Source organism: Christiangramia marina (assembly GCF_048285865.1).
Lineage (GTDB): Bacteria > Bacteroidota > Bacteroidia > Flavobacteriales > Flavobacteriaceae > Christiangramia > Christiangramia marina.
Genome location: NZ_JBLVTK010000002.1, coordinates 585,330 through 607,688, shown reverse-complemented (window position 1 = coordinate 607,688; position 22,359 = coordinate 585,330). Strand labels below are relative to the sequence as shown.

The window sequence follows — 22,359 nt, the reverse complement described above, 5'->3', positions numbered from 1 at the left end:
TCAGATTATCAATGAAACTATATTCTTTTTAAATTTTCTTTAAAATACTATCTTTGACCATATGGCTCAAGTGAAACTAATCGAATGTCCCCGCGATGCGATGCAGGGAATTAAAGAATTCATTCCTACAGAAAAAAAGGCGCAGTATATTCAGTCACTTTTAAGGTGCGGATTCGATACTATCGACTTTGGAAGTTTTGTTTCACCCAAGGCTATCCCGCAAATGCAGGATACGGCAGATCTGCTGTCGAGATTAGATCTTTCTAAAACGCAATCCAAATTACTTGCTATCGTTGCTAATACTCGCGGAGCACAGGATGCTTCAGCATTTGAAGAAATTGATTACCTGGGTTATCCATTTTCGATTTCTGAAAATTTTCAGATGCGGAATACTCATAAAACTATTTCTGAATCTGTAGAAGTCTTACAGGAGATTCTTGATGTTGCCAACAGCTGTAATAAACAAGTGGTTGCTTACCTGAGCATGGGCTTTGGGAATCCATATGGAGATCCATGGAACGTGGAAATCGTTGGAGATTGGACAGAAAAGCTGGCAGGAATGGGAGTGAAGATCCTGAGTCTTTCAGATACAGTTGGAACATCTTCACCAGATATCATCGAATACCTGTTCTCAAATTTGATCACCAAATATCCTGAAGTAGAATTTGGCGCACATTTGCATACAACTCCTGCTAAATGGCACGAAAAGATCGATGCTGCTTACAAGGCAGGATGTAGAAGATTTGATGGTGCGATCCAGGGATTTGGGGGTTGCCCTATGGCTAAAGATGAGCTAACGGGAAATATGCCTTCAGAAAAAATGCTTTCCTATTTTAATGCCGCCAAAGCAGATAGTAACATTAAAATGACCAGTTTCGAGTCATCCTATAACGAGGCATCAAAGATCTTCAACGCCTACCATTAGTACTGCTTATTGAATCTTATAGAGGTATTAATAAAACCTATTTAAAATTAATCTAAATAAACTTGCGGTAATTATAAGCTCATATTATATTTGCGCTGGAATTAGTTATTTTAAACCAGTCTAAATAAAACTATATGAGAAAGCTGTTCGTTTCAGCCTTTGTTGCAGCCCTTACTTTAAGCTCATGTTCATCTGATGATGACTCTGATATTCTAAACGAGAAAAATATTGAAGTTCCGGTTTCTTACGATTTTACGAGAAACGGTGCATCTACTGTAAACTTTGAAGGACAAACTACCAGACTACAAATGTCTGCTGAAATTCTATCAAACTTTACCGATTTTGACAACGCTTCAGAAGAAATGTTGCTGAATATGTTCGCGAATGAGAATTCACCTTTCGCTAATGAAGATCTTAATGCTTCCAGTAAAAATATCAAATCCAAAGTAGCAGCTTCAAACCTGTATTTTTCTACCAATAATGTAGAAGCCAGTGAGATCAAATCTGATTTTGAATCCTGGATCACCGAGCAAATGACTACTGTTAAAGCGAATAAAGATATGCTTGCAAAAGCAGGTCAGGCAGGACAGATCGCACAGGGAACCCGTGTAAGATACGTGAATGCAAAAGGTCTGGAATTGAATCAGGCATTTGCCAAGTCTCTTATTGGTGGACTTCTGGCAGATCAAATTCTTAATAACTACCTGTCTCAGCCAGTTCTTGACGAAGCCGATAACAGGTTGAACAACGATGATGAGCTTCCGGAAGAAGGTAAAAATTATACGACGATGGAGCATAAGTGGGATGAAGCTTATGGTTACTTATATGGAGATCCATCAATTCCAGCTTCCAATCCAAATTCGATCCTGAATGAAAGCGATGATAGATTATTGTTCAGCTATTTAGGACAGGTTGATGAAGATGAAGATTTCACCGGATTGGCTGAAGAAACTTTTGAAGCCTTTAAAACTGGTAGAGCAGCAATCGTTGCAGGGGATTATATAGTACGTGATGAGCAGGTTGCTATTATTCGTGAGAATATTTCCAAAACGATCGCGGTAAGAGCGGTGTACTATCTGCAGGATGGTAAGAACCTTCTTGCGAATGGTGAGTTTGGCGCAGCATTCCATGCGCTATCTGAAGGTTATGGTTTTCTATATAGCTTAAGATTTACCAATGATCCTATGACAAACATGCCTTATTTAAGCGTGTCTGATATCAACAATTTCAAAGATCAATTATTAAGCGGGAATGGTTTCTGGGAAGTAAGTCCTGATACTCTGGACAGTATTTCTGAAAAGATCGCTGCAGAATTTGATTTTAGTGTAGCTGAAGCTGCAGAATAATAATTTGCCGGAGTCTTGTGCTCCGGTTTTTCAATCAAACGATATGATTAAATTTTCAAGACTATTCATTGTATTTGCACTGATCTTCGCGGCTTGTTCTTCTGAAGATGACGGCACCGAGACAGGTGGGGAAACTGGAGGAACAGATTCTTTTGATCGTGGCGCAATGCTGGTAAACTGGGCAGATAATATTATAGTTCCTGCTTACAATAATATGGCTACCAAGACTCAGAATGTAGAAACGGCAGTCACTGCTTTTACCTCAGCTCCAGATGCTGCAGGTTTGCAGCAACTTCGTGAGGCTTATGTAGATGCATACAAGAGCTTCCAATCGGTTTCTATGTTCCAGGTTGGAAAGGCAGAGGAAATTAACTATCGTAGTTATCTAAATACCTATCCGGCTAATATTTCAAATATCGATTCTAAAATAAGTTCAGGTTCTTTCAATCTGGAATTACCATCCAGTTTTGCAGAACAGGGACTGCCAGCGTTGGATTACCTTTTATTCGGTATGGGAACTTCGGAAGAGACTGTGGCACTATACAGTTCTAATGAGAACTACCGTACATATTTAAACGCTGTAGCATCAAGAATGAATGCTCTTACTACTGAAGTTTCAAATTCCTGGAATGGAGATTACAGAGATACTTTTGTAAGTAATACTTCATCTTCAAGTACTGGTTCTGTTGATAAATTTACGAATGACTATGTAATGTACTTCGAGAAAATTCTTAGATCTGGAAAGATAGGATTCCCGGCAGGTGCTTTTACAGGAACTGCGTCTCCTTCTAATGTAGAAGCGCGTTTCAATGCTGAGATTTCAAGAGAACTTTACCTGGAAGCGGTACAGAGCTTCGAAGACTTTTTCTACGGAAGACATTTTTCAGGAAACGGAACTGGAAGTAGTTACAAACAATACCTGGAGTATCTGGATAGTATGAAAGACGGAGCAGATCTGGCTAGTTTAATTGAAAACCAGTTAAATGCCATTCAATCTCAAAGTTCATCTCTGGAAACGAATTTGAAATCACAGGTAGAAAAAGATAACACTAAAATGCTGGAAGCTTATGACGAATTACAGAAGGCTGTGATTCTTTTAAAAGTTGACATGATGCAGGCATTATCCATTAGTGTGGATTATGTAGATTCAGATGGAGATTAATATCTGAATGCTGTTTTCTGCAAATAAATATCTAAAAAAGAATACGGAAGCTGCCCCTTTGGCGGCTTTTCGTTTATTTTTTGGTTTGATGATGTTTGCCAGTATCGTGCGTTTCTGGGCTAACGGCTGGATCGAGAAACTCTACATTGCCCCGAAATTTTTTTTCTCTTATTATGGATTTGAATGGGTACATCCAATAGGTGAGTATACCTATCTAATATTTATGATCTGCGGACTTTCTGCCCTGGCCGTCGCAACAGGTTTCAAGTACCGACTTTCTATCATCGTGTTTTTCCTGAGTTTCACTTATATCGAGCTTATGGATAAAACAACTTATTTGAACCATTATTACTTTATTAGCATCCTGAGCTTTTTGATGATCTTTCTACCAGCGAATGCCTATTTTTCTATAGATGCCTGGAGAGATAGAAAGAAATCCTTTCAAAAAGTACCGGCCTGGTGCGTGGATTCTTTAAAACTGCTTCTAGCGATCGTATATTTCTATGCGGGACTGGCAAAACTAAATTCAGATTGGTTGTTAAGAGCCATGCCTTTGAAAATCTGGCTACCCTCCAAATACGATCTGCCGTGGCTGGGAGATCTCATGCAGCAGGAATGGTTGCATTACGCCTTTAGCTGGAGCGGAATGCTGTACGATCTCTTTATTCCATTTTTACTACTGTGGCGTCGTACACGATTTGCAGCTTTTGTCATGGTGATCATTTTTCATGTTCTCACCCGTGTACTTTTCCCTATCGGAATGTTCCCTTACATCATGATCGTAAGCGCTTTGATATTTTTTAGTCCGAAGCAACACCACAGGATCCTGAATTTTATTGCTGAAATATTTAAGATCAATAAATCAATATTCGATACTTCTGAAGTATACCAGTTTCCAGATATTACCGGCAAGATCGTGAGAACTGTCGTAGTAATATTCTTTACAATTCAGCTTTTACTACCGTGGAGATACTTAGCATACCCGGGAGAATTATTCTGGACTGAAGAAGGTTTTAGATTTAGCTGGCGGGTGATGCTTATGGAAAAAGCTGGTTATGCTCAATTTAAGATAGTAGATGCTGAAACCGGAAATCGCTTTTACGTTAATAATTCAGATTTTCTGACTCCTTTCCAGGAAAAACAGATGTCATTCCAGCCAGATTTTATTTTGCAATACGCGAAATTTCTTGAAGATCATTTCAGCAAAGATGGTCATCAAAATATAGAGATTTACGTAGAGAACTACGTGGCGCTTAATGGCAGAAAGAGTGCGCCTTACATCGATCCTGATGTAAATTTGCTTAATTTTGCCGACTCGTTTGAACACAAAGAATTCATATTACCATTCCAGGATGAAATTAAAGGTCTTTAGTATCATATTCTTGTTTACTTCCCTGGCTCAGGCCCAATTCACGGTTAGTGGAACGGTCACTTCCGTTGAAGACGGTACTCCTATTGCTAATGCTGAAGTATGGAACAAAACAGTTTCAGAAATGGTCCTTACCAATGAAGATGGTGTTTTCAGTATAGAGAATCTTCAGCAGGGTTATTACGAATTTGCAGTTTTCAGTTTTGAATATGCGATCGCAGATAAAGAGATCTTTATTAATGAAGATACTCGATTGAATTTTGAGCTTGCGAAACTTTCTAACAACCTTAGTGAAGTAATGATCACTAATCGCAGGGAAGAGATTTTTGCCCTACGAAAACTGCGTAAGGTAGAAGGAACTGCAATTTATGCAGGTAAGAAAAGTGAAGTGGTTCTGCTTGATAAAACAGTAGGAAACCTGGCGGCGAATAATGCCAGACAGATCTACAATCAGGTGGTTGGACTCAATATTTATGATAATGGAGATGCAGGATTGCAATTAAATATTGGAGGTCGCGGGCTTGATCCCAATCGAACCCAGAATTTTAATACCAGGCAGAATGGATACGACATTTCTGCCGATGTTTTAGGATATCCTGAAAGTTACTACACACCTCCGGCAGAAGCTCTCAAAGAAATTCAGGTGGTTCGTGGAGCTGCTTCTTTGCAATACGGAACACAGTTTGGAGGAATGATCAACTTCAAATTTAAGGAACCTGTAAAGGATAAAAAGATAGAGTTAATTTCCAGGCAGAGTGTAGGTTCGTACGATCTTTTTACCAGTTTCAACAGCCTTAGCGGGACCATAGGGAAATTGAGTTATTACACTTATTTTCATTATAAGGGAGGGGAAGGTTTCCGTCCTAACTCTGGTTATGATTCCAGGAATGTGTTCGCACATCTTGGTTACCAGCTTAGTGATCGCACCAATATTAGTTTTGAGTATACTTACCTGGACTACCTGGCACAACAACCGGGAGGACTTTCAGATTTTCAATTCTATGAAGATCCGGATTTTAGCAATCGGGAGAGAAACTGGTTCGATGTTAACTGGAATCTTTATGCATTCAAACTCCAACACAAACTTACAGACAGAACAGATGTTAGTGTAAATTTTTTCGGACTGGATGCCACAAGAAAAGCGCTCGGATTTAGAGTGGATAGAGTTTCCCAGGTGGACGATCTCGATGCACCAAGAGAATTGCTGGTAGATAATTTTTCTAACTGGGGAATCGAGACGAGGTTGCTAACAAGATATGACCTTCTTAATGATCAGTCGGTTTTTCTAATTGGTGCAAAGTATTATGATGCCAATAATGACCAGAGACAAGGACCTGGCTCTAATGCGACCGGTCCCGATTTCTCATTTGCAGATACAACATATCCAGATTACGCGAGACAGGCTGAGTTTAACTTCCCTAATAAGAACCTGGCAATTTTTGGAGAAAACATTTTTAACATTTCTGAAAGATTATCGGTTACACCCGGCTTTAGATTTGAATATATAAATACGGCTTCTGAAGGCTCTTACAAAAATATTATTCTGGATCTGGCCGGAAATCCACTTCAGAATGAAACTGTAGAAGATAGTCGTGATTTCGAGCGTTCTTTTGTCTTAGTTGGTGTTGGATCCAGTTATTCCCTGAATCCTAAGAACGAACTCTACGCAAATATATCCCAGAATTACAGGTCTGTTACTTTTAATGACATAAGGGTTGTAAATCCCAATCTGGTCATAGATCCTGAAATTACCGATGAAGAAGGTTTCACTGCAGATATTGGTGTGCGCGGTAGACTGGCCAATAAGGTTTCTTACGATGTTAGCATTTTTGGATTAAGATATAATGACAGGATAGGAGTTGTGGATGTGGCTACAGCTACAGATTATTACCGATATAAATCCAATATTGGCGATGCCTTTATATACGGACTGGAAACATTCGCTGATTGGGATCTAAAGAATACTTTCTTTGAAACTTCGGAAGATCATAAGCTCAACTATTTTGTGAATGCGGCCTTTACAAGTTCTGAATATGTGGATTCTAATGAGATCAACGTAGAAGGAAATGAAGTTGAATTTATTCCGAAGGTAAACCTGAAAACCGGTCTTAATTTTGGTTATAAAAACTTCCTCGCAGGTCTACAATACACCTATTTATCTGAACAGTTCTCAGATGCTACGAATGCTCCTCAGGATGTGGATGACAGAATTAATGGAATTCGAGGATCCATTCCCTCTTATGGAATTATGGATGTATCTGCTAGCTATAGCCTTGGCAAATTTAAGCTGGAAGCCGGAATTAATAACCTGTTGGATAATAGTTACTTTACACGTAGGGCCACAGGATATCCTGGGCCCGGGATCATTCCTGCGCAGCCGCTTACCTGGTACTCAAGTCTGCAAATTAAATTATAGATCACGCAGTAGCTTGCGGTGCCCAGTGACTGCATAACATTCCTGGTGCGGCCTTTTGAGGATTCGCACAGGTTGGACTTTCATATCTCGCACAATTAAGGCAGTTCTTCTCATTTTTAATAGACGCTCTCATTTCAAAACTGTCGCAGGTATGCTGAACATTAACGGCGGTTTCATGTTTAGTACAAAAGTTATTCTGAAAATTGTCGCAATTGGTGCAGCTGTTTCCTAGTCTAATACTCATAATCGATTCATTTTAAACTAAAGATAGCGCGCTATTCGTTAAGAATGAATTTAAATATCTGTAAGCCATATTATTAGACAAAGGTGTAAACTTTTGCGGTCTTCTATTACTTATAGGAGATTTATGTTTTGTTAAGTGGAATACTTCATTGATTGTCACTTATAAACCATATCTTTGCATGCAATTAAATCTCTAATTGCAATGATCGCACACGATTCCAAAATTCTAGGTGACGGACTAACTTATGACGATGTACTTTTAGTGCCGGCATACTCTGAAGTTCTCCCAAGAGAAGTAAGCATTCAGTCAAAATTTACACGCAATATTCCAATTAACGTTCCTATCGTTTCCGCAGCGATGGATACCGTAACCGAATCCAGAATGGCAATTGCCATGGCAAGAGAAGGTGGAATTGGCGTACTTCACAAGAACATGACGATCGAGCAGCAGGCTTTGAAAGTTAGAAAGGTAAAGCGTGCAGAAAGCGGGATGATCATAGATCCTGTAACCTTGCCAATTACAGCCAAGGTTGGAGATGCTAAAGATTCCATGAAAGAACATAGCATTGGAGGGATTCCAATTGTAGATGATGCCGGGAAACTTATTGGAATTGTAACCAATCGTGACCTAAGATTCGAAAAGAATACAGGAAGACCTATACAAGAGGTAATGACCTCCGAAAATCTGGTAACAGTTTCAGAAGGGACTTCACTGGAGGATGCAGAAGTTATTCTACAGGAAAATAAAATTGAAAAACTTCCTGTCGTAAATGCTGAGGATAAACTGGTTGGTTTGATCACGTTTCGTGATATCACTAAGCTTACCCAAAAGCCAATGGCGAACAAAGATACCTACGGAAGACTTCGCGTAGCGGCAGCGGTGGGTGTTACCGGAGATGCAGTGGACCGCGCTGAAGCTTTAGTAAACGCAGGTGTGGACGCCATCATTATTGATACCGCTCATGGTCACACTAAAGGAGTGGTGCAGGTGCTTAAAGAAGTAAAAAAGAAATTCCCAGATCTTGACGTAGTTGTTGGAAACATAGCTACCGGAGAAGCTGCTAAATACCTGGTAGATGCAGGCGCAGATGCTGTTAAGGTGGGAATTGGACCAGGTTCTATTTGTACAACGCGAGTTGTAGCTGGAGTCGGTTTTCCACAATTTTCAGCCGTACTGGAGGTTGCAGCAGCAATCAAAGGTTCTGGCGTGCCGGTAATTGCCGATGGCGGAATTCGTTATACCGGAGACATCCCAAAAGCGATCGCAGCAGGTGCAGATTGCGTGATGCTTGGTTCACTGCTCGCAGGAACTAAGGAATCACCGGGTGAAACGATCATATACGAAGGTCGTAAATTCAAGTCTTATCGTGGAATGGGATCTGTTGAAGCTATGGAAAAAGGTTCGAAAGATCGCTACTTCCAGGATGTGGAAGATGATATTAAGAAACTTGTACCCGAAGGAATTGTTGGAAGAGTTCCTTATAAAGGAGACCTGGAAGAAAGTATTCACCAGTTCATTGGTGGGCTTAAAGCTGGAATGGGTTATTGTGGTGCAGGAGATGTAGAAACCTTGAAGGAAACTGGAAAGTTCGTAAGAATCACAGCTGCCGGAGTTCACGAAAGTCATCCTCATGATGTAACGATCACCAAAGAATCTCCTAATTACAGTAGATAATTTAAGAAATTGAAATAAAAAAGCCCCGCAAGTTGCAGGGCTTTTTTTATTTGAAATAACTAAAATTTCTAGTTTTCTGTAGTAGTAGATCCGGCTGCCTGTTGAGTAGTTTCAGGTTTTACTTCTATACCCATTTTTTCCATCACTTTAAGCGTGATATCATCCTGTTCTCTTGAGAATGCAAGTCCGCCAGAACCAGAATGAAATATTTGAGTATAACCTTCTTCCTGGATCACTTCTTTCATTGCCGTATCGATCTTTCCATAAAGTGGACCGGTTAGTTCACTTCTTTTCATTTGAAGCATTACAGATGCTTTCTGTCTAAAGCCTTTGATCTCATTCTCCATTCCAATGATCTCGTTTTCCTTTTCTTTCTTAACATCATCTGTAAGACCTACATTGGTTTCCTGGTATTCCTTTACCGCTGTCTCATATTTCCCAATAGTGTTCTTCAGGTCGCGCTGAAGCTCTTCGTTGTAAACTTCCAGAGATTTATTTACTTCAGCATTTTCTGGCATTTGAGCTAGAATATATTCTGCATCAATAGTTCCAATTTTTGATTGTGCGTTTGCAGAAACTACTACAAATAGCATTAAAAGGGCAATACTTAATCGTTTCATTCTAAATACTTTTTCGCAAATATAACAGGCTGAGGTAAATATCAGCTATCCTTCAGAAAATTAATTATTTATCGAGCACACTTTTACCTTCTTCAGCAAAAGCTTTGAAGTCTGTCATGAATTGTTTTGATTGTTTTTTGAATGCTCCGGGAATCAGCATTCCAATAGCTTTCATAAATCCTGAGAACCTGAACTCATTATGCGTGCGCCACAGCGTTTTCCCAGGTTCGATCTCCTCGAAATAATTTGCCTGTTGGTTAAATACACCTTTAGCGATATAAGTGGCTTCATATTTTAGAGGGAGTTCGTTGGCGAGTATGGTCTCGGTCATTTCGATCTCACGACCATTCATCTTGAACTTCAGAAGATTCTGAGAGCCTTTTTCTCCAAGTACTCCGTTTATGGGTTTCATGAAAATAAAACCTTCCTGCCAGTGTTTAAGACTATCCGGATCTGAAAATTTTTCTATGACCTCGTTAAGAGGTTTGTCGATCACAATTTTCTGTTCGTATTTCATATGATGTTGCTTTAGCTTCAGTCTAAGATACTACGGAAATAAAAATCTTTCAGAATTTATAATTTCGTAGGTTGCTTATTCGTTATGCCTTTAGCTTGCAGAACCTCAAGTAATTGTTATTTTTGCGCGGATAGTAAGTTTAGTAAGAGCTGAAGGTATTTTCAGCTTAATAAAAGAGGTGCTTAAACGATTGATTTTGAATAGACGTTTTTATTGGTTTTACCTTGGATTGTGCTCTTTGCTGTTTGGCAGTTGTGAGTATTTTCAGCAAACCGATAACAGGGTACAGGTAGTAAGAGTCAATGATTCTTATTTATACGAGGAGGATATACAATCTCTTATTGATGAAGATACTTCTCCTGAAGACAGTTCGATAATCGTTGGGAATTACGTGACTCGCTGGGCGACTCAGCAATTGTTGATCGACAGGGCAAAACTCAATTTACCAGGAGAACAACAGGCCGAATTCAATGCCCTTGTGGAGAACTATAAGAATGAGTTGTTTACCAATGCATATACAGATGCCATCGTTACCCGGGATCTTGATACCTCCCTCAACAAGAACGAGATCGAAGCTTATTATAAGAAGAATGGGGAAAATTTTATTCTGAATGAGGACCTTGTAAAACTCAGGTATATTAATCTTCCGAAGAATACGAACAACCTTGATGAAATAAGAACTAAATTTCGTCGCTTTAATGCTGAAGATCAGGAAGCATTAAGCAATATGGCGATTCAGTTTAAAAACTACAGCATGAACGATTCTGTTTGGGTGAAAACAAAATCTGTTTATGATAAAATTGGTCCGCTTTCTGTAGAGGATCGGTCAAAGCTATTGCGAAAATCAAATTTCCTGGAGTTAAAGGATTCATTAAATGTGTACCTTGTTTATGTGAACGATGTACTGGCAAGAAATGAACAGGCTCCTTTAGATTATGCTTCAGCAACCATTCGAGAGATCTTGCTGAATAAGAGAAAGCAGTCGCTTATTAAAGAATTAGAAAAGGATATTACTAAAGATGCAATTAAAAATAATGAATTTGAAATCTACAATTAAACCGCTATTTTCAGGAGTGTGCATGATGTTCACGGCTCTTGGATTTTCTCAGGAAGTGATCGTAACAGATAGTACGTCGATCCAGCCAGATGCCGAGGTGAAGAAGGTGGAAAACGAAATGCAGGGGAAACAGCGAATGAAAGTTGATGGGATCGCTGCAGTAGTTGGAGAATATATCATTCTTGAAAGTGATATCGACCTGATGTACAAGGATATGCAGTCACAGGGAATGACCACGGCAGAGGTGACTGATTGTAAACTGGCAGGTTCTCTAATGGAGAACAAATTGTATGCACATCATGCAATACAGGATAGTATCATCATTAACGACAACCAGATAAATGGGATCGTTGATCAACAAATCCAGGGACTGCAGCAACAGGCTGGTTCTATGGAGAAAGTGCTTGAATTCTACAAAAAGGATAGCGAAGCTGAGTTAAGGGATGAGATTTTTACACTTACCAAGCAAAGACAGCTTGCACAGCAAATGCAGGAAAAGATCATTCAGGATCTGGAAGTAACTCCGGAAGAAGTAAGACAGTATTACGTTCAAATGGAGGAGAAGCCTATGTTTGGTACTGAAATTGAACTTTCTCAAATCGTGATCGAACCTGAAATTCCTCAGGAAGAAAGTCAGAAGGTTATAGACAGGTTGAAAGGTTTTAAAGCTGATATTGAAGAGAACGGTTCAAGTTTTTCTACCAAGGCAGTTTTATATTCACAGGATCCAGGGACTGCTCCAGATGGAGGTAGAATTACCCTAACCAGAAAGGATGCCTTTGTAAAAGAATTTAAGGATGTAGCTTTTAGTCTTCAGGAAGGTGAGGTTAGTGAACCTTTTGAAACTGAATTTGGGTATCATATAATCCAGATCGACAAGATTCGTGGGCAAACCGTAGAACTTAGACATATATTGTTGATTCCAGATGTAACAAATGCATCTGTGCAGGCAGCGAAAGCTGAAATCGATACTTTGAGAAGTAAGATCGTGAAAGGAGACTTAGAGTTTGCCGCGGCTGCTCGAGAAGCTTCAGATGAAGAAGAAACTAAAACTGAAGGAGGAAAATTGATCAACCCAAGAACTGGTGATACCAGATTTGAGCTAACCAAGATCGATCCTAAATTATTTGAGCAGGTGGAATCTTTAGATGAAGGTGAAGTTTCCCTGGTTCTTACACAACAGGACAGAACAGGAAGACCGCAATTCAAGATCATCAAGGTTACTAAGAAAATTGAGGAGCACGAAGCAGATTATGCAACAGATTACCTTAAGATCAAGGAACTTGCACTTAGAGACAAACAGCTTGAAGTTATCGAAAAGTGGCAAAAAGAGAAGATCGCAGATACTTATATTAAAGTAAACGGCAAGTACCGTGATTGTGATTACGCTAATGACTGGTTAAAACAATAATGAATGTCTGACGTTGCCCTGGTAGAAAACCTGGTAAAGAAACACGCCGAACTAAGAACAGAGATCGCGAAAGTGATCGTTGGTCAGGATGAGGTCGTGCAACAGGTTTTACTTTCTATATTTTCAGGGGGACATTCATTATTGATCGGTGTTCCAGGCCTTGCCAAAACGTTGATGGTCAATACTATCGCAAAAGCGCTTGGTCTGGATTTCAAAAGAATACAATTTACCCCAGATCTTATGCCCAGCGATATTCTGGGATCAGAGATCCTCGATGAAAATCGCAAATTCAGATTCATAAAGGGGCCGGTTTTCACCAATATTTTACTGGCAGACGAGATCAACCGTACTCCGCCAAAAACTCAGGCAGCTTTACTTGAAGCAATGCAGGAACGGGCTGTGACGGTAGCCGGTCATCACTATAAGCTTGATAAACCCTATTTTGTTCTGGCTACACAAAACCCGATAGAGCAGGAGGGAACCTATCCCTTGCCAGAAGCCCAGCTGGACAGGTTTATGTTTGCAATAAATCTGGAATATCCAAGTTTTCAGGAAGAAGTGGATGTCGTGAAATCTACGACCACAGATGTTCAGAAAACGGTGAATCCATTATTTAATGTATCAGAAATATCTGAAATTCAACAAATGATTCGGCGTATACCGGTGCCGGATAATGTTATAGAATACGCTGTGAGACTGGTAGGCAAAACGAGACCTGGACAAGAAGCTTCAGATTTTGTTCAGAATTATATTGACTGGGGGGCGGGACCAAGAGCTTCTCAGAATTTAATTCTGGCTGCCAAAACCCATGCTGCGGTACAGGGCAAATTCTCACCAGATATCGAAAATGTTCAGGCGGTTGCCATTGGAATTTTAAGGCATCGAATCATCAGGAATTACAAAGCAGAAGCTGAAGGTATTTCTGCTGAACAGATCATAAAAAACTTATTCTAGTGATCAATTTTCTTGAACGCTATAAAATTCTCTTTTCTATACTTTTTTATCTTGCTTTTGGTAATAAGTTTCTTGCTAGCATAGCTGGACTGGATGAATTTTCAGCATTTATTCTGAAATTCATATCCTCTGTATTTTCATTTGGCTTTTGGCTCATCGTTCTGCTGGATATGATTCTGAATAAGCTACGTGACAAAACATTCTGGATCCTGTCCATGTTTTTTATCGCTTTTATGGCTCCTGTAGTTTATTTATTCCGAAGACAAAAGACACTCCGCGAACCTGCCAGATACTCGATATAGGCTTCAAAAATTATCGAATTCTTAGAAATGTAATCTAAAATTCATTTTTATTGAATTTTCTATCGTAAAAATTACAATTTCAGAAATAATTTACAGCGATTTCTGAGTATTGCTCCTGATTTTTAAAATCGGTCTAAATTTCCTATTTTTGCAAGACTTTTTTAGAATAAAAACAAAACAGAATATGGCATACGATATTGATATGATTAAGAAGGTTTATAGCCAAATGGCTGAACGTGTGAATACAGCACGTGAAGTTGTTGGTAAACCTTTGACGCTTTCAGAAAAGATCCTTTATTCTCACTTATGGGATGGGAGTGCTAAAGAAGCATTTCAAAGAGGTAAGGATTATGTAGAATTTTCACCGGATAGAATTGCTTGTCAGGATGCGACTGCGCAAATGGCATTATTGCAATTTATGCAGGCAGGTAAGAAGCAGGTAGCTGTTCCTACGACTGTACATTGTGATCACCTTATCCAGGCGAAAATGGGAGCTGCGATAGATTTGCAATCTGCAAATAAAAGTAGTAGTGAGGTTTTCGATTTTCTGGAATCAGTATCAAACAAATACGGAATTGGATTCTGGAAACCAGGTGCAGGTATTATCCACCAGGTTGTTCTAGAAAACTATGCATTTCCAGGTGGAATGATGATTGGAACCGATTCTCACACGGTGAACGCCGGTGGATTAGGAATGGTTGCTATTGGAGTAGGTGGAGCAGATGCTGTAGATGTAATGGCTGGAATGCCGTGGGAACTTAAATTCCCTAAACTTATTGGAGTGAAGTTAACCGGAAAACTTTCTGGATGGACTTCTTCTAAAGATGTGATCTTAAAAGTTGCAGGTATCCTTACTGTAAAAGGTGGTACCGGAGCAATCATAGAATATTTTGGTGAAGGTGCGCGTAACCTTTCCTGTACTGGTAAAGGAACTATCTGTAATATGGGTGCCGAAGTTGGAGCGACAACTTCTACTTTTGGTTACGATGACTCGATGGAGCGCTATCTGAGAGCTACGAACCGTGCAGATGTTGCAGATGCAGCGAATGAAGTACGTGAGCACTTAACTGGTGATGATGAAGTATACGCAAATCCAGAGCAGTATTTTGATGAAATGATCGAGATCAATTTAGATGAATTAAAGCCTCACTTAAACGGACCATTTACGCCAGATCTTGCAACTCCTATTTCTGAAATGGGAGCGAAAGCGAAGGAGCATGACTGGCCAATTAATGTTGATTGGGGTCTGATTGGTTCCTGTACCAACTCTTCTTATGAAGATTTGACCAGGGCAGCTTCTATCGCAAAACAGGCGGTAGATAAGAAAGTAAAGGCTAAATCTGATTTCGGTATCAATCCGGGGTCTGAACAAATTAGATTTACTGCGGAAAGAGATGGATTGCTTCAGATCTTTGAAGATCTTGATGCAACTATTTTTACAAATGCCTGTGGACCATGTATTGGTCAATGGGATCGTTCAGATAGAAAAGGTGAAGAGAAGAACACGATCGTTCACTCTTTTAACCGTAACTTCTCTAAGCGTGCAGATGGAAACCCTAATACACACGCCTTTGTAGGTTCTCCTGAAATGGTTGCAGCAATCGCAATTTCTGGTAGACTGGATTTTGATCCAACCCGCGATAAATTAATGAACGAGGATGGTGAAGAAGTAATGCTTGACGAACCTCAGGGAATTGAACTTCCTACAAAAGGATTTGCTGTAGAGGATGCTGGATATGTTGCTCCAAATGAAGATGGAAGCAGTGTAGAAGTTAAAGTAGCTGAAGATAGCGAAAGACTTCAATTGCTTACACCTTTCGAGCCTTGGGATGGTAAAAATCTTACTGGCGCGAGGTTATTGATCAAAGCATGGGGTAAATGTACTACCGACCATATATCTATGGCAGGACCATGGTTAAGATATAGAGGACATTTAGATAATATTTCTAATAACTGTCTTATTGGAGCTATTAACGCTTACAACGAGAAGACCAATTTTGTTAAGAATCAGCTTACTGGTGAGTACGATGGTGTGCCGGCAGTCCAGAGAGAGTACAAGAAAGCTGGAATTCCAACGGTTGTAGTAGGAGATCATAACTATGGTGAAGGTTCTTCCAGAGAGCATGCAGCTATGGAGCCGAGACATTTAGGTGTTAAGGTGGTACTTGTAAAATCCTTTGCTCGTATCCATGAGACAAACCTTAAGAAACAGGGAATGTTAGGTCTTACTTTCGCAAATGAAAGTGATTATGATCTAATCCAGGAAGATGATACTTTCAACCTTATAGATCTTGAAGACTTTGCACCAGATACGCCTCTAACTATAGAGATCGTACATGCAGATGGAAGTAAGGATACCATTAAAGCTAATCATACTTATAATCAGCCACAGATAGAGTGGTATAAGCATGGATCTGCATTGAACCTTATTAAAAAGGAAAACGCAGCTTAAGCATTTAATTATAGAATTCTAAAAAAAACCTCAGGAGTAATCCTGAGGTTTTTTGTTTTTAGAAAATCTGTATTAGCATCAAATCCTAATTAGATGATTTTCGGGCTGGAATTTTTAGCTACGTTTAAAATTGAATCAAGACGTGTACCGCCCAAAATTGTAATTTTTCCGTTCTTTGCAGGACCTATTCAATGCTATGAAATTATTTAAAAATCAGTGGTCAAATATTATCATTATTGTGATAATTCTGGTGATGGTGATTCCTCAAACCAGGAAGCCGGTTCAGATCTTTGTGAATAAGCTTATTTCCTTCGCGCCCTCTGTTAATGACGAAGAGGATCAGGAAAAACTAGCCAGTTATGATTGGGTACTGGAAGATAAAAGAGGCAAAAGAATAGAGTTTTCTGAGTTTGAAAATGAAGTTGTCGTAGTTAATTTCTGGGCTACCTGGTGCCCACCATGTATTGCAGAAATGCCAAGTTTCCAGGAAGTTTATGAGGATTATGGTGAAAAGGTGCGTTTTATATTTGTTTCAGGAGAACAGCATCAAACCACAGATAATTACATGAAGCGTAAACGTTTTACTTTACCTTCCTACAAGATGCGGACTAAAGCACCTGAACCAATGCTCGGAAAAACGTTACCAACTACTTATGTGATCTCAAAATCAGGAAAAATTGTGATCGACAAAGTTGGGTCTGCCGACTGGAACTCAGACAGCTTCCGAAGCACACTTGATAAATTGCTGCAAGAGTAATTATAATTTATTGAAGAAAGATTTTAAGAATTGAGGGTGAAACATGCTTTGCATGATCTTGATATCTTCGGAAAATGTGGTTTCTTCATCCAGAAATTTGAATATATTCTGAATACTGTTTTTAGTATAGAATTTAGTGAACAATGATTCACCAAGATCATTCCGCTTTTCCAGAACATCCAGAAATATCGCGTCATACCGCTGAAATCTCTTGCTAAACAAACCTTGCGCAGGCTTCTTACCACTTTTAATATTTGACAGTAACTTGTCTACTTTTCGTTCAGTACTCTTAAATGAATACCCTGAAGATGCCTTTACCCAACCGCCAGCCGTCCCTATCTTCGTAACATATTTGGAATTATGCTGATGGAAAGGGTAGTCGGTCATTGGAATTATGCCCGTCTCACTTTCAGTGATGCTGTAATTATCAATTTTTAAAACTTCCCGAATATATTTTTCCAGTTGCTCATCATATACTTTTTCTTCGGTTAGGAAAGGAGTAAAAAAGGTAAACTCTATAAGAGCGTTTTTAGGAGATACTGGTAGGACATAAGTAAAACAAGTGCTGTTCTTGTATTTGCCCCGATAATCCATCATTGTAAAGCGGTCAGGGTCAAATTGAGCTTCCTGAGTTTCAATATATATTCCTTTAAAGTGCTGATAGATTTTGGCGCTACCAGAATCATCCTTATAAGAATGTGGTGGCCTGCTATCGAAAAAATGAGTAGCGGTGTAAGAATCTTTCTTGCCTAATGCAGTACGTGTAACTTCATCGATCTTACTAATCTCATCCTGAATGAAGTATGTGTCAGGATCCTTATTTAATTCACCTTTCGCATATTGATAAAAGTCGATGGATCTTAGCATCTTATAGGAATAAGGAGCAAAATCCATTTCTTTCTTTACAGACTCTGCTATAAATAATCCTTGCTGCCATTCCTTCTGAATAAGCTCGTCCCATTTACCTGAACCTTCTTCCCAGAAGCACCAGGTTTTGTCGTTTTCAGATTTGAGCGAAGGATCAATAATCGCAATCTTTTTTCCTTTAAAGAAAACGTCCTTCCTTATTTCAAGAGCAAGCTGTAACCCAGCCAGTCCACCACCAACGATGATGTAGTAATAGTCTGGCGTGATCATTTGGGGATATATTTTATTTTCTGAAATATTTGAAAGGTACGAATAGCATTCCGAAGCATTCGCCGTCATCCTTTCCTAAATGTTTATGGTGCATTTTATGCGCTCGTCTTATACCTTTTGCGTATTTATTATTCGCATTTCTAAAAATCTTAAACCTTTGGTGTATAAAGATATCGTGCACTGTAAAATATGTGATGCCATACGCGAGAATCCCAAGTCCAATAGGTAGGCCGAACCATACATCTTCATACCTCCAGAGCAGGAAACACCCAATACTTACAAGAGCGTAAAAAACGAAAAAGAGATCGTTTCGTTCCCACCAGCTACTGTGATCTTTGTGGTGGTGATCCTTATGCAATTTCCATAAGAAACCGTGCATCACATATTTGTGTGTGAACCACGCCATTCCCTCCATCATCATAAAGGTTCCAAAAAATACTAATAGCCATAATATCACTTGCATCATCATCAATTATATTAAATTCAATCTATAAGAAATATAGGATTTTGCCAGTAATCCTGCCTTTTGATAATTAGGAACACGAACCCGGCAATTTTTAATTTCCAAAGATGGGACGTTTTTAAGTTTCTGAAGTAATTTTCGATAATATATATAAGCAGTATACACACCAAACTTTGCTTCTACTGGAAGATGAGCGATCCCGCTTAGACCTTTACTGAAGTCTTCTTCAATTTCAGCAACAATCTGTTGTTTATTTACTTCGTCTAATTCTGAAAGATCCACATTTGGGAAATAGGATCTACTTAGATCTTCATAATCTGCTTTTAGATCCCGTAAGAAATTCACCTTTTGAAAAGCTGAACCGAGACTCATGGCGGAAGATTTTAATTCCTCGTACTTCGCCTGGTCACCTTTTACGAAGACTTTCAAACACATAAGACCAACAACATCTGCGCTACCGTAGATGTATTGGCGGTATTCTTCCATACTCAGATATTCAGACTTATGAAGATCCAGTCGCATACTATCCATAAAAGACTTGTAAAGTTGAGGTTCTATTTCATACCGGTGTACCGTTTCCTGAAAAGCATTCAGAATAGGATTAAGAGAAATTCTTTGATCCAGCGCCTTGTATAGATCGGCTTCAAAATCCTTAAATAATAGTTCCTTGTCGTAATCATGAAAGCTATCCACGATTTCATCAGCAAATCTTACAAATCCATAAATATTATAAATATCCTGCCTTATAGAGGGAGCCAGCATCTTAGTGGCCAGACTAAAGGAAGTACTGTAGCTATTGGTAACAGTTTTGCTACAGGACCGGGATACCGTATCAAAAATCGCTTTCATAAATTAGTTTTGTTCATTTTGTTGTATCAGTCCAGCTGCAAGTTTCCCAGATATAAGGGATGGCGGCACACCTGGTCCGGGAACGGTTAACTGCCCGGTAAAATATAATTTTTCCACCTTTTTACTTCTAATTTTCGGTCTTAAAAATGCTGTCTGGAAAAGTGTATTTGCCATTCCGTAGGCATTCCCTTTATAGGAATTATAAGCCTCCTTGAAATCCTTTACACAAAAGGATTCCTTAAATATAATATTTGTTTTTATTTCCTGCCCTGTAAGCGCCTGAAAACGTTCGATTATCATATTAAAATAACGTTCCCGAATCTCATTGGTATCTTCGAGATCTGGAGCAAGAGGAATTAAGAATATTCCTGCTTCCTTTCCTTCAGGAGCTACGGTATCATCAGTCTTTGAAGGGAAACTGGCATAAAACAGTGGATCTTCAGGCCAGGCAGCGTCATCATAGATGGCTTTTGCATGATCCTTAAAACTACTATCAAAAAATAGTGTATGGTGAGATACATTCTTCAATTTCTTATCAAAGCCTACATAAAACAGTAGGGACGAGGGTGCAAACGTTTTCTTTTCCCAGTACTTTTCAGAATACTGTCTATCGAATTCCGGAAGTAAGGTTTCTGTATGATGATAATCTGCACCAGAAAGAATGATATCTGCAGGATAAAGTTTCCCGTCTATTTTCAGCGCTTTTGCTGCACGATCTTCAGTAGTAATAGCCTCGACATTAGCATTGAGGTGAAACTTAACGCCTAAAGACTCTGCGAGCTCTTTAATGCCTTCTATAACTTTGTACATCCCTCCATGAGGATGCCAGGTGCCCAATCCAAAGTCGGCATAATTCATAAAACTATAGAAAGCTGGAGTATCACTTGGTTTTGCTCCCAGAAACAATACTGGAAATTCGAGAATCTGTCTTAGTTTCTCATTAGAAAACTCTTTACGAACATCTCCGCTAATATTTGTAAAAAACCGGCCTAGTCTTGTTGCGGTCGCAGTTGTTACAAGTTCCATTGGAGAAACTCCAGGACGATAAACCAGATCTTTAATGGCTATATCATAATTGTCACGTGCTTTGGCAATGAATTTCTTCAGTTTTTCAGAACTTCCCTTTTCAACTTCTTCAAAGGTCTCATAGATCTCTTCAAGGCTACCCGGAATTATAACGGAATCATCTTTACCGAAGTAAACTTCATAAGCTGGATCTAATTTGTTCAGCTGAAAATAATCTGAAGCTGATTTTCCGAAGTCAGAAAAGAAACGTTCAAAAACATCTGGCATCCAGTACCAGGTTGGACCAATATCAAAAGTAAACCCATCACGTTTCAATTGACGGGCTCTACCACCTACCGTATCATTCTTTTCGAATACTTCTACCTCGTAACCGGCCTGAGCCAGGTAGCAGGAAGCTGCTAGAGATGAAAAACCGGATCCTATAATATTTATCTTTTTTGGCATTGGGGATTTTTAGAGACTATTTATAAAATCTTTAATGGATGTATGTACTTTGATGTTTTCAGGAAGAGCGGCCTGATCTATTTCTTTTGTTCTTTGTCCAAATAACAAGAATTCTCTTGGCTTATCCCGACATAACTTCTCCTGGAACTCATTTATAAATTCTGAAACATCTGTATTTACAGGAGAGATGGTAAGATAACTTACGAATACCGGGTCATTATGGATTTTCATCAGGTAATCCATATTGTCTAATGGTAAACTTGGACCAACGTAGATAACATTCTTACCTGCGTTTAAAAGCTCATAGTTGAGATACAATATACCAATATCGTGGATTTCATTGTAAGGAAGAAAAAGCACATATAATTTGTCATTATTCTCTTCCTCGCCGTTAGATTTTAGTTCGGCTATATTGATATATATCTTTTGTTTAATAAGCTCTATGATGTAATGCTCGTGAATAGGTTTGATGGTGTCAGTCTGCCAAAGCAGCCCAATCTCTTCAAGCAGCGGAATAAAAACATCGTAGAAAACATCTCGAAATGATAATTTTGAGACCAGATCATTATAGGTTTTCTGAAACAATCTGTCGTCAAAATTCATCATCGCGAGCTTGAGAGCATTTTTAGCTCTGTTCTCTACACTAGAAGAGGCCGAGATTCTTCTTACAAGTGCATGAACTTCATCTTCTTTCATTTTGGATATTCGTGAAATCTTGTATCCATGAATGTTCAAAAAAGAAATATTGAGTAGCTTTTGTAGATCTTCACCATCGTAGGTACGAATATTAGTATCTGTTCTTTCGGGATTAAGAATATTGTATCTCTTCTCCCAGATCCTAATGGTGTGAGCTTTAATTCCACTCAAATGCTCCAGATCCTTAATGCTAAAATTTTGTTTGATATGTTCCATACTTCTTTTAAGCTATTAAACAAATCTAAACAATAATTAAGGTGAAAGTAATAGAGAAAAGTTAAAATGTTTAATTAAATATAATTTATATTAAACAAAATTCTGATAGGATATAAAAAAAAGCCTCAGCGGCTAATTGTAATTTTTTGGAAAGTAGTACCCGAGGCGGGACTTGAACCCGCACGCCCTAATGGACACATGGCCCTCAACCATGCCTGTCTACCAATTCCAGCACTCGGGTATGAGTTTATGGAATGTCTCCATAAGGCTGGTCAACAAGTTTCGATCAAAAGATCGAAGCGAGCAAAATAGTGATCTGGCT

At 39.0% G+C, this 22,359-nt stretch carries 19 protein-coding genes and 1 tRNA gene; 11 read left to right on the top strand and 9 right to left on the bottom strand.

All coding sequences use genetic code 11. From position 1 onward, the window contains the following. Positions 1–61: 61 nt before the first annotated feature. From ACNKXS_RS09280 to ACNKXS_RS09260, 5 genes are all read left to right on the top strand, one after another. Positions 62–925 (top strand): hydroxymethylglutaryl-CoA lyase, encoded by an 864-nt coding sequence (locus ACNKXS_RS09280; protein ID WP_417920623.1) that lies wholly within the window; start codon positions 62–64, stop codon positions 923–925. 134 nt (positions 926–1,059) lie between these two features. Continuing rightward, positions 1,060–2,271, top strand: a complete 1,212-nt coding sequence (locus ACNKXS_RS09275) for a DUF4856 domain-containing protein (RefSeq protein ID WP_417920622.1) — start codon at positions 1,060–1,062, stop codon at positions 2,269–2,271. A 43-nt stretch (positions 2,272–2,314) separates the two neighbouring features. Next, positions 2,315–3,433, top strand: a complete 1,119-nt coding sequence (locus tag ACNKXS_RS09270) for an imelysin family protein (RefSeq protein ID WP_417920621.1) — start codon at positions 2,315–2,317, stop codon at positions 3,431–3,433. 7 nt (positions 3,434–3,440) lie between these two features. After that, a complete protein-coding gene (locus ACNKXS_RS09265; RefSeq protein WP_417920620.1) occupies positions 3,441–4,805 on the top strand; it encodes an HTTM domain-containing protein in 1,365 nt (454 codons plus the stop codon). Continuing rightward, positions 4,786–7,218: a TonB-dependent receptor domain-containing protein gene (locus ACNKXS_RS09260; RefSeq protein ID WP_417920619.1), complete on the top strand. Its 2,433-nt coding sequence runs from the start codon at positions 4,786–4,788 to the stop codon at positions 7,216–7,218. The genes ACNKXS_RS09265 and ACNKXS_RS09260 overlap by 20 nt, the downstream gene beginning before the upstream one ends. A gap of 1 nt (position 7,219) precedes the next feature. Here ACNKXS_RS09260 and ACNKXS_RS09255 read toward each other — a convergent pair whose 3' ends face one another. Next, complete coding sequence (locus tag ACNKXS_RS09255) at positions 7,220–7,462, bottom strand: hypothetical protein (protein ID WP_417920618.1); 243 nt, start codon at positions 7,460–7,462, stop codon at positions 7,220–7,222. Positions 7,463–7,663: 201 nt separating this feature from the next. On the opposite strand from ACNKXS_RS09255, the gene guaB reads away from it, so the two are divergent. Further along, positions 7,664–9,136 (top strand): IMP dehydrogenase, encoded by a 1,473-nt coding sequence (gene guaB / locus ACNKXS_RS09250; RefSeq protein WP_298246353.1) that lies wholly within the window; start codon positions 7,664–7,666, stop codon positions 9,134–9,136. Positions 9,137–9,204: 68 nt separating this feature from the next. Here guaB and ACNKXS_RS09245 read toward each other — a convergent pair whose 3' ends face one another. Then, the gene (locus ACNKXS_RS09245; RefSeq protein ID WP_417920617.1) at positions 9,205–9,756 is read right to left on the bottom strand and encodes an OmpH/Skp family outer membrane protein; all 552 of its coding nucleotides are present in this window, start codon (positions 9,754–9,756) and stop codon (positions 9,205–9,207) included. A gap of 64 nt (positions 9,757–9,820) precedes the next feature. Further along, the gene (locus tag ACNKXS_RS09240; RefSeq protein WP_417920616.1) at positions 9,821–10,273 is read right to left on the bottom strand and encodes an SRPBCC family protein; all 453 of its coding nucleotides are present in this window, start codon (positions 10,271–10,273) and stop codon (positions 9,821–9,823) included. A gap of 196 nt (positions 10,274–10,469) precedes the next feature. Here ACNKXS_RS09240 and ACNKXS_RS09235 point away from each other — a divergent pair, with 196 nt between their 5' ends. The 5 genes from ACNKXS_RS09235 (at position 10,470) to ACNKXS_RS09215 (ending at position 17,206) form a co-directional block, all read left to right on the top strand. After that, the gene (locus ACNKXS_RS09235) at positions 10,470–11,330 is read left to right on the top strand and encodes a peptidyl-prolyl cis-trans isomerase (protein ID WP_417920615.1); all 861 of its coding nucleotides are present in this window, start codon (positions 10,470–10,472) and stop codon (positions 11,328–11,330) included. Next, positions 11,293–12,741: a peptidylprolyl isomerase gene (locus ACNKXS_RS09230; protein ID WP_417920614.1), complete on the top strand. Its 1,449-nt coding sequence runs from the start codon at positions 11,293–11,295 to the stop codon at positions 12,739–12,741. The genes ACNKXS_RS09235 and ACNKXS_RS09230 overlap by 38 nt, the downstream gene beginning before the upstream one ends. A gap of 3 nt (positions 12,742–12,744) precedes the next feature. Further along, complete coding sequence (locus ACNKXS_RS09225) at positions 12,745–13,695, top strand: AAA family ATPase (RefSeq protein WP_417920613.1); 951 nt, start codon at positions 12,745–12,747, stop codon at positions 13,693–13,695. Positions 13,696–14,181: 486 nt separating this feature from the next. Then, a complete protein-coding gene (locus ACNKXS_RS09220; RefSeq protein ID WP_417920612.1) occupies positions 14,182–16,449 on the top strand; it encodes an aconitate hydratase in 2,268 nt (755 codons plus the stop codon). A 196-nt stretch (positions 16,450–16,645) separates the two neighbouring features. Continuing rightward, positions 16,646–17,206 carry a TlpA family protein disulfide reductase gene (locus tag ACNKXS_RS09215; RefSeq protein WP_417920611.1) on the top strand — a complete coding sequence of 187 codons (561 nt, stop codon included), beginning with the start codon at positions 16,646–16,648 and terminating at the stop codon, positions 17,204–17,206. Here the strand turns inward: ACNKXS_RS09215 and ACNKXS_RS09210 are convergent, their stop codons facing one another. The 6 genes from ACNKXS_RS09210 to ACNKXS_RS09185 all read right to left on the bottom strand — a co-directional run bounded on the left by ACNKXS_RS09210 (position 17,207) and on the right by ACNKXS_RS09185 (position 22,278). Then, positions 17,207–18,343 carry a lycopene cyclase family protein gene (locus tag ACNKXS_RS09210; RefSeq protein ID WP_417920610.1) on the bottom strand — a complete coding sequence of 379 codons (1,137 nt, stop codon included), beginning with the start codon at positions 18,341–18,343 and terminating at the stop codon, positions 17,207–17,209. It abuts the gene before it with no gap. Between the two features lie 13 nt (positions 18,344–18,356). Then, positions 18,357–18,806, bottom strand: a complete 450-nt coding sequence (locus ACNKXS_RS09205; RefSeq protein ID WP_141879178.1) for a sterol desaturase family protein — start codon at positions 18,804–18,806, stop codon at positions 18,357–18,359. 9 nt (positions 18,807–18,815) lie between these two features. Beyond that, the gene (locus tag ACNKXS_RS09200) at positions 18,816–19,655 is read right to left on the bottom strand and encodes a phytoene/squalene synthase family protein (RefSeq protein WP_417920609.1); all 840 of its coding nucleotides are present in this window, start codon (positions 19,653–19,655) and stop codon (positions 18,816–18,818) included. 3 nt (positions 19,656–19,658) lie between these two features. Further along, positions 19,659–21,125, bottom strand: coding sequence for a phytoene desaturase family protein (locus tag ACNKXS_RS09195; RefSeq protein WP_417920608.1), 1,467 nt, complete (start codon positions 21,123–21,125; stop codon positions 19,659–19,661). Between the two features lie 9 nt (positions 21,126–21,134). Beyond that, on the bottom strand, positions 21,135–22,037 hold the full coding sequence (locus tag ACNKXS_RS09190; protein WP_417920607.1) for a MerR family transcriptional regulator: 903 nt from the start codon (positions 22,035–22,037) through the stop codon (positions 21,135–21,137). 157 nt (positions 22,038–22,194) lie between these two features. Further along, positions 22,195–22,278 (bottom strand) — tRNA-Leu (locus tag ACNKXS_RS09185). Between the last annotated feature and the right edge of the window lie 81 nt (positions 22,279–22,359).

What these genes read in the sequence shown, in the direction of transcription:
- ACNKXS_RS09200 (WP_417920609.1), bottom strand. Translation starts at nt 19,655, where the DNA reads ATGAAAGCGATTTTTGATACGGTATCCCGGTCCTGTAGCAAAACTGTT.
- ACNKXS_RS09245 (WP_417920617.1), bottom strand. Translation starts at nt 9,756, where the DNA reads ATGAAACGATTAAGTATTGCCCTTTTAATGCTATTTGTAGTAGTTTCT.
- ACNKXS_RS09220 (WP_417920612.1), top strand. Translation starts at nt 14,182, where the DNA reads ATGGCATACGATATTGATATGATTAAGAAGGTTTATAGCCAAATGGCT.
- ACNKXS_RS09275 (WP_417920622.1), top strand. Translation starts at nt 1,060, where the DNA reads ATGAGAAAGCTGTTCGTTTCAGCCTTTGTTGCAGCCCTTACTTTAAGC.
- ACNKXS_RS09205 (WP_141879178.1), bottom strand. Translation starts at nt 18,806, where the DNA reads ATGCAAGTGATATTATGGCTATTAGTATTTTTTGGAACCTTTATGATG.
- ACNKXS_RS09240 (WP_417920616.1), bottom strand. Translation starts at nt 10,273, where the DNA reads ATGAAATACGAACAGAAAATTGTGATCGACAAACCTCTTAACGAGGTC.
- ACNKXS_RS09230 (WP_417920614.1), top strand. Translation starts at nt 11,293, where the DNA reads ATGCAATTAAAAATAATGAATTTGAAATCTACAATTAAACCGCTATTT.
- ACNKXS_RS09265 (WP_417920620.1), top strand. Translation starts at nt 3,441, where the DNA reads ATGCTGTTTTCTGCAAATAAATATCTAAAAAAGAATACGGAAGCTGCC.
- ACNKXS_RS09255 (WP_417920618.1), bottom strand. Translation starts at nt 7,462, where the DNA reads ATGAGTATTAGACTAGGAAACAGCTGCACCAATTGCGACAATTTTCAG.
- ACNKXS_RS09260 (WP_417920619.1), top strand. Translation starts at nt 4,786, where the DNA reads ATGAAATTAAAGGTCTTTAGTATCATATTCTTGTTTACTTCCCTGGCT.
- ACNKXS_RS09195 (WP_417920608.1), bottom strand. Translation starts at nt 21,125, where the DNA reads ATGCCAAAAAAGATAAATATTATAGGATCCGGTTTTTCATCTCTAGCA.
- ACNKXS_RS09225 (WP_417920613.1), top strand. Translation starts at nt 12,745, where the DNA reads ATGTCTGACGTTGCCCTGGTAGAAAACCTGGTAAAGAAACACGCCGAA.
- ACNKXS_RS09280 (WP_417920623.1), top strand. Translation starts at nt 62, where the DNA reads ATGGCTCAAGTGAAACTAATCGAATGTCCCCGCGATGCGATGCAGGGA.
- ACNKXS_RS09215 (WP_417920611.1), top strand. Translation starts at nt 16,646, where the DNA reads ATGAAATTATTTAAAAATCAGTGGTCAAATATTATCATTATTGTGATA.
- guaB (WP_298246353.1), top strand. Translation starts at nt 7,664, where the DNA reads ATGATCGCACACGATTCCAAAATTCTAGGTGACGGACTAACTTATGAC.
- ACNKXS_RS09190 (WP_417920607.1), bottom strand. Translation starts at nt 22,037, where the DNA reads ATGGAACATATCAAACAAAATTTTAGCATTAAGGATCTGGAGCATTTG.
- ACNKXS_RS09210 (WP_417920610.1), bottom strand. Translation starts at nt 18,343, where the DNA reads ATGATCACGCCAGACTATTACTACATCATCGTTGGTGGTGGACTGGCT.
- ACNKXS_RS09270 (WP_417920621.1), top strand. Translation starts at nt 2,315, where the DNA reads ATGATTAAATTTTCAAGACTATTCATTGTATTTGCACTGATCTTCGCG.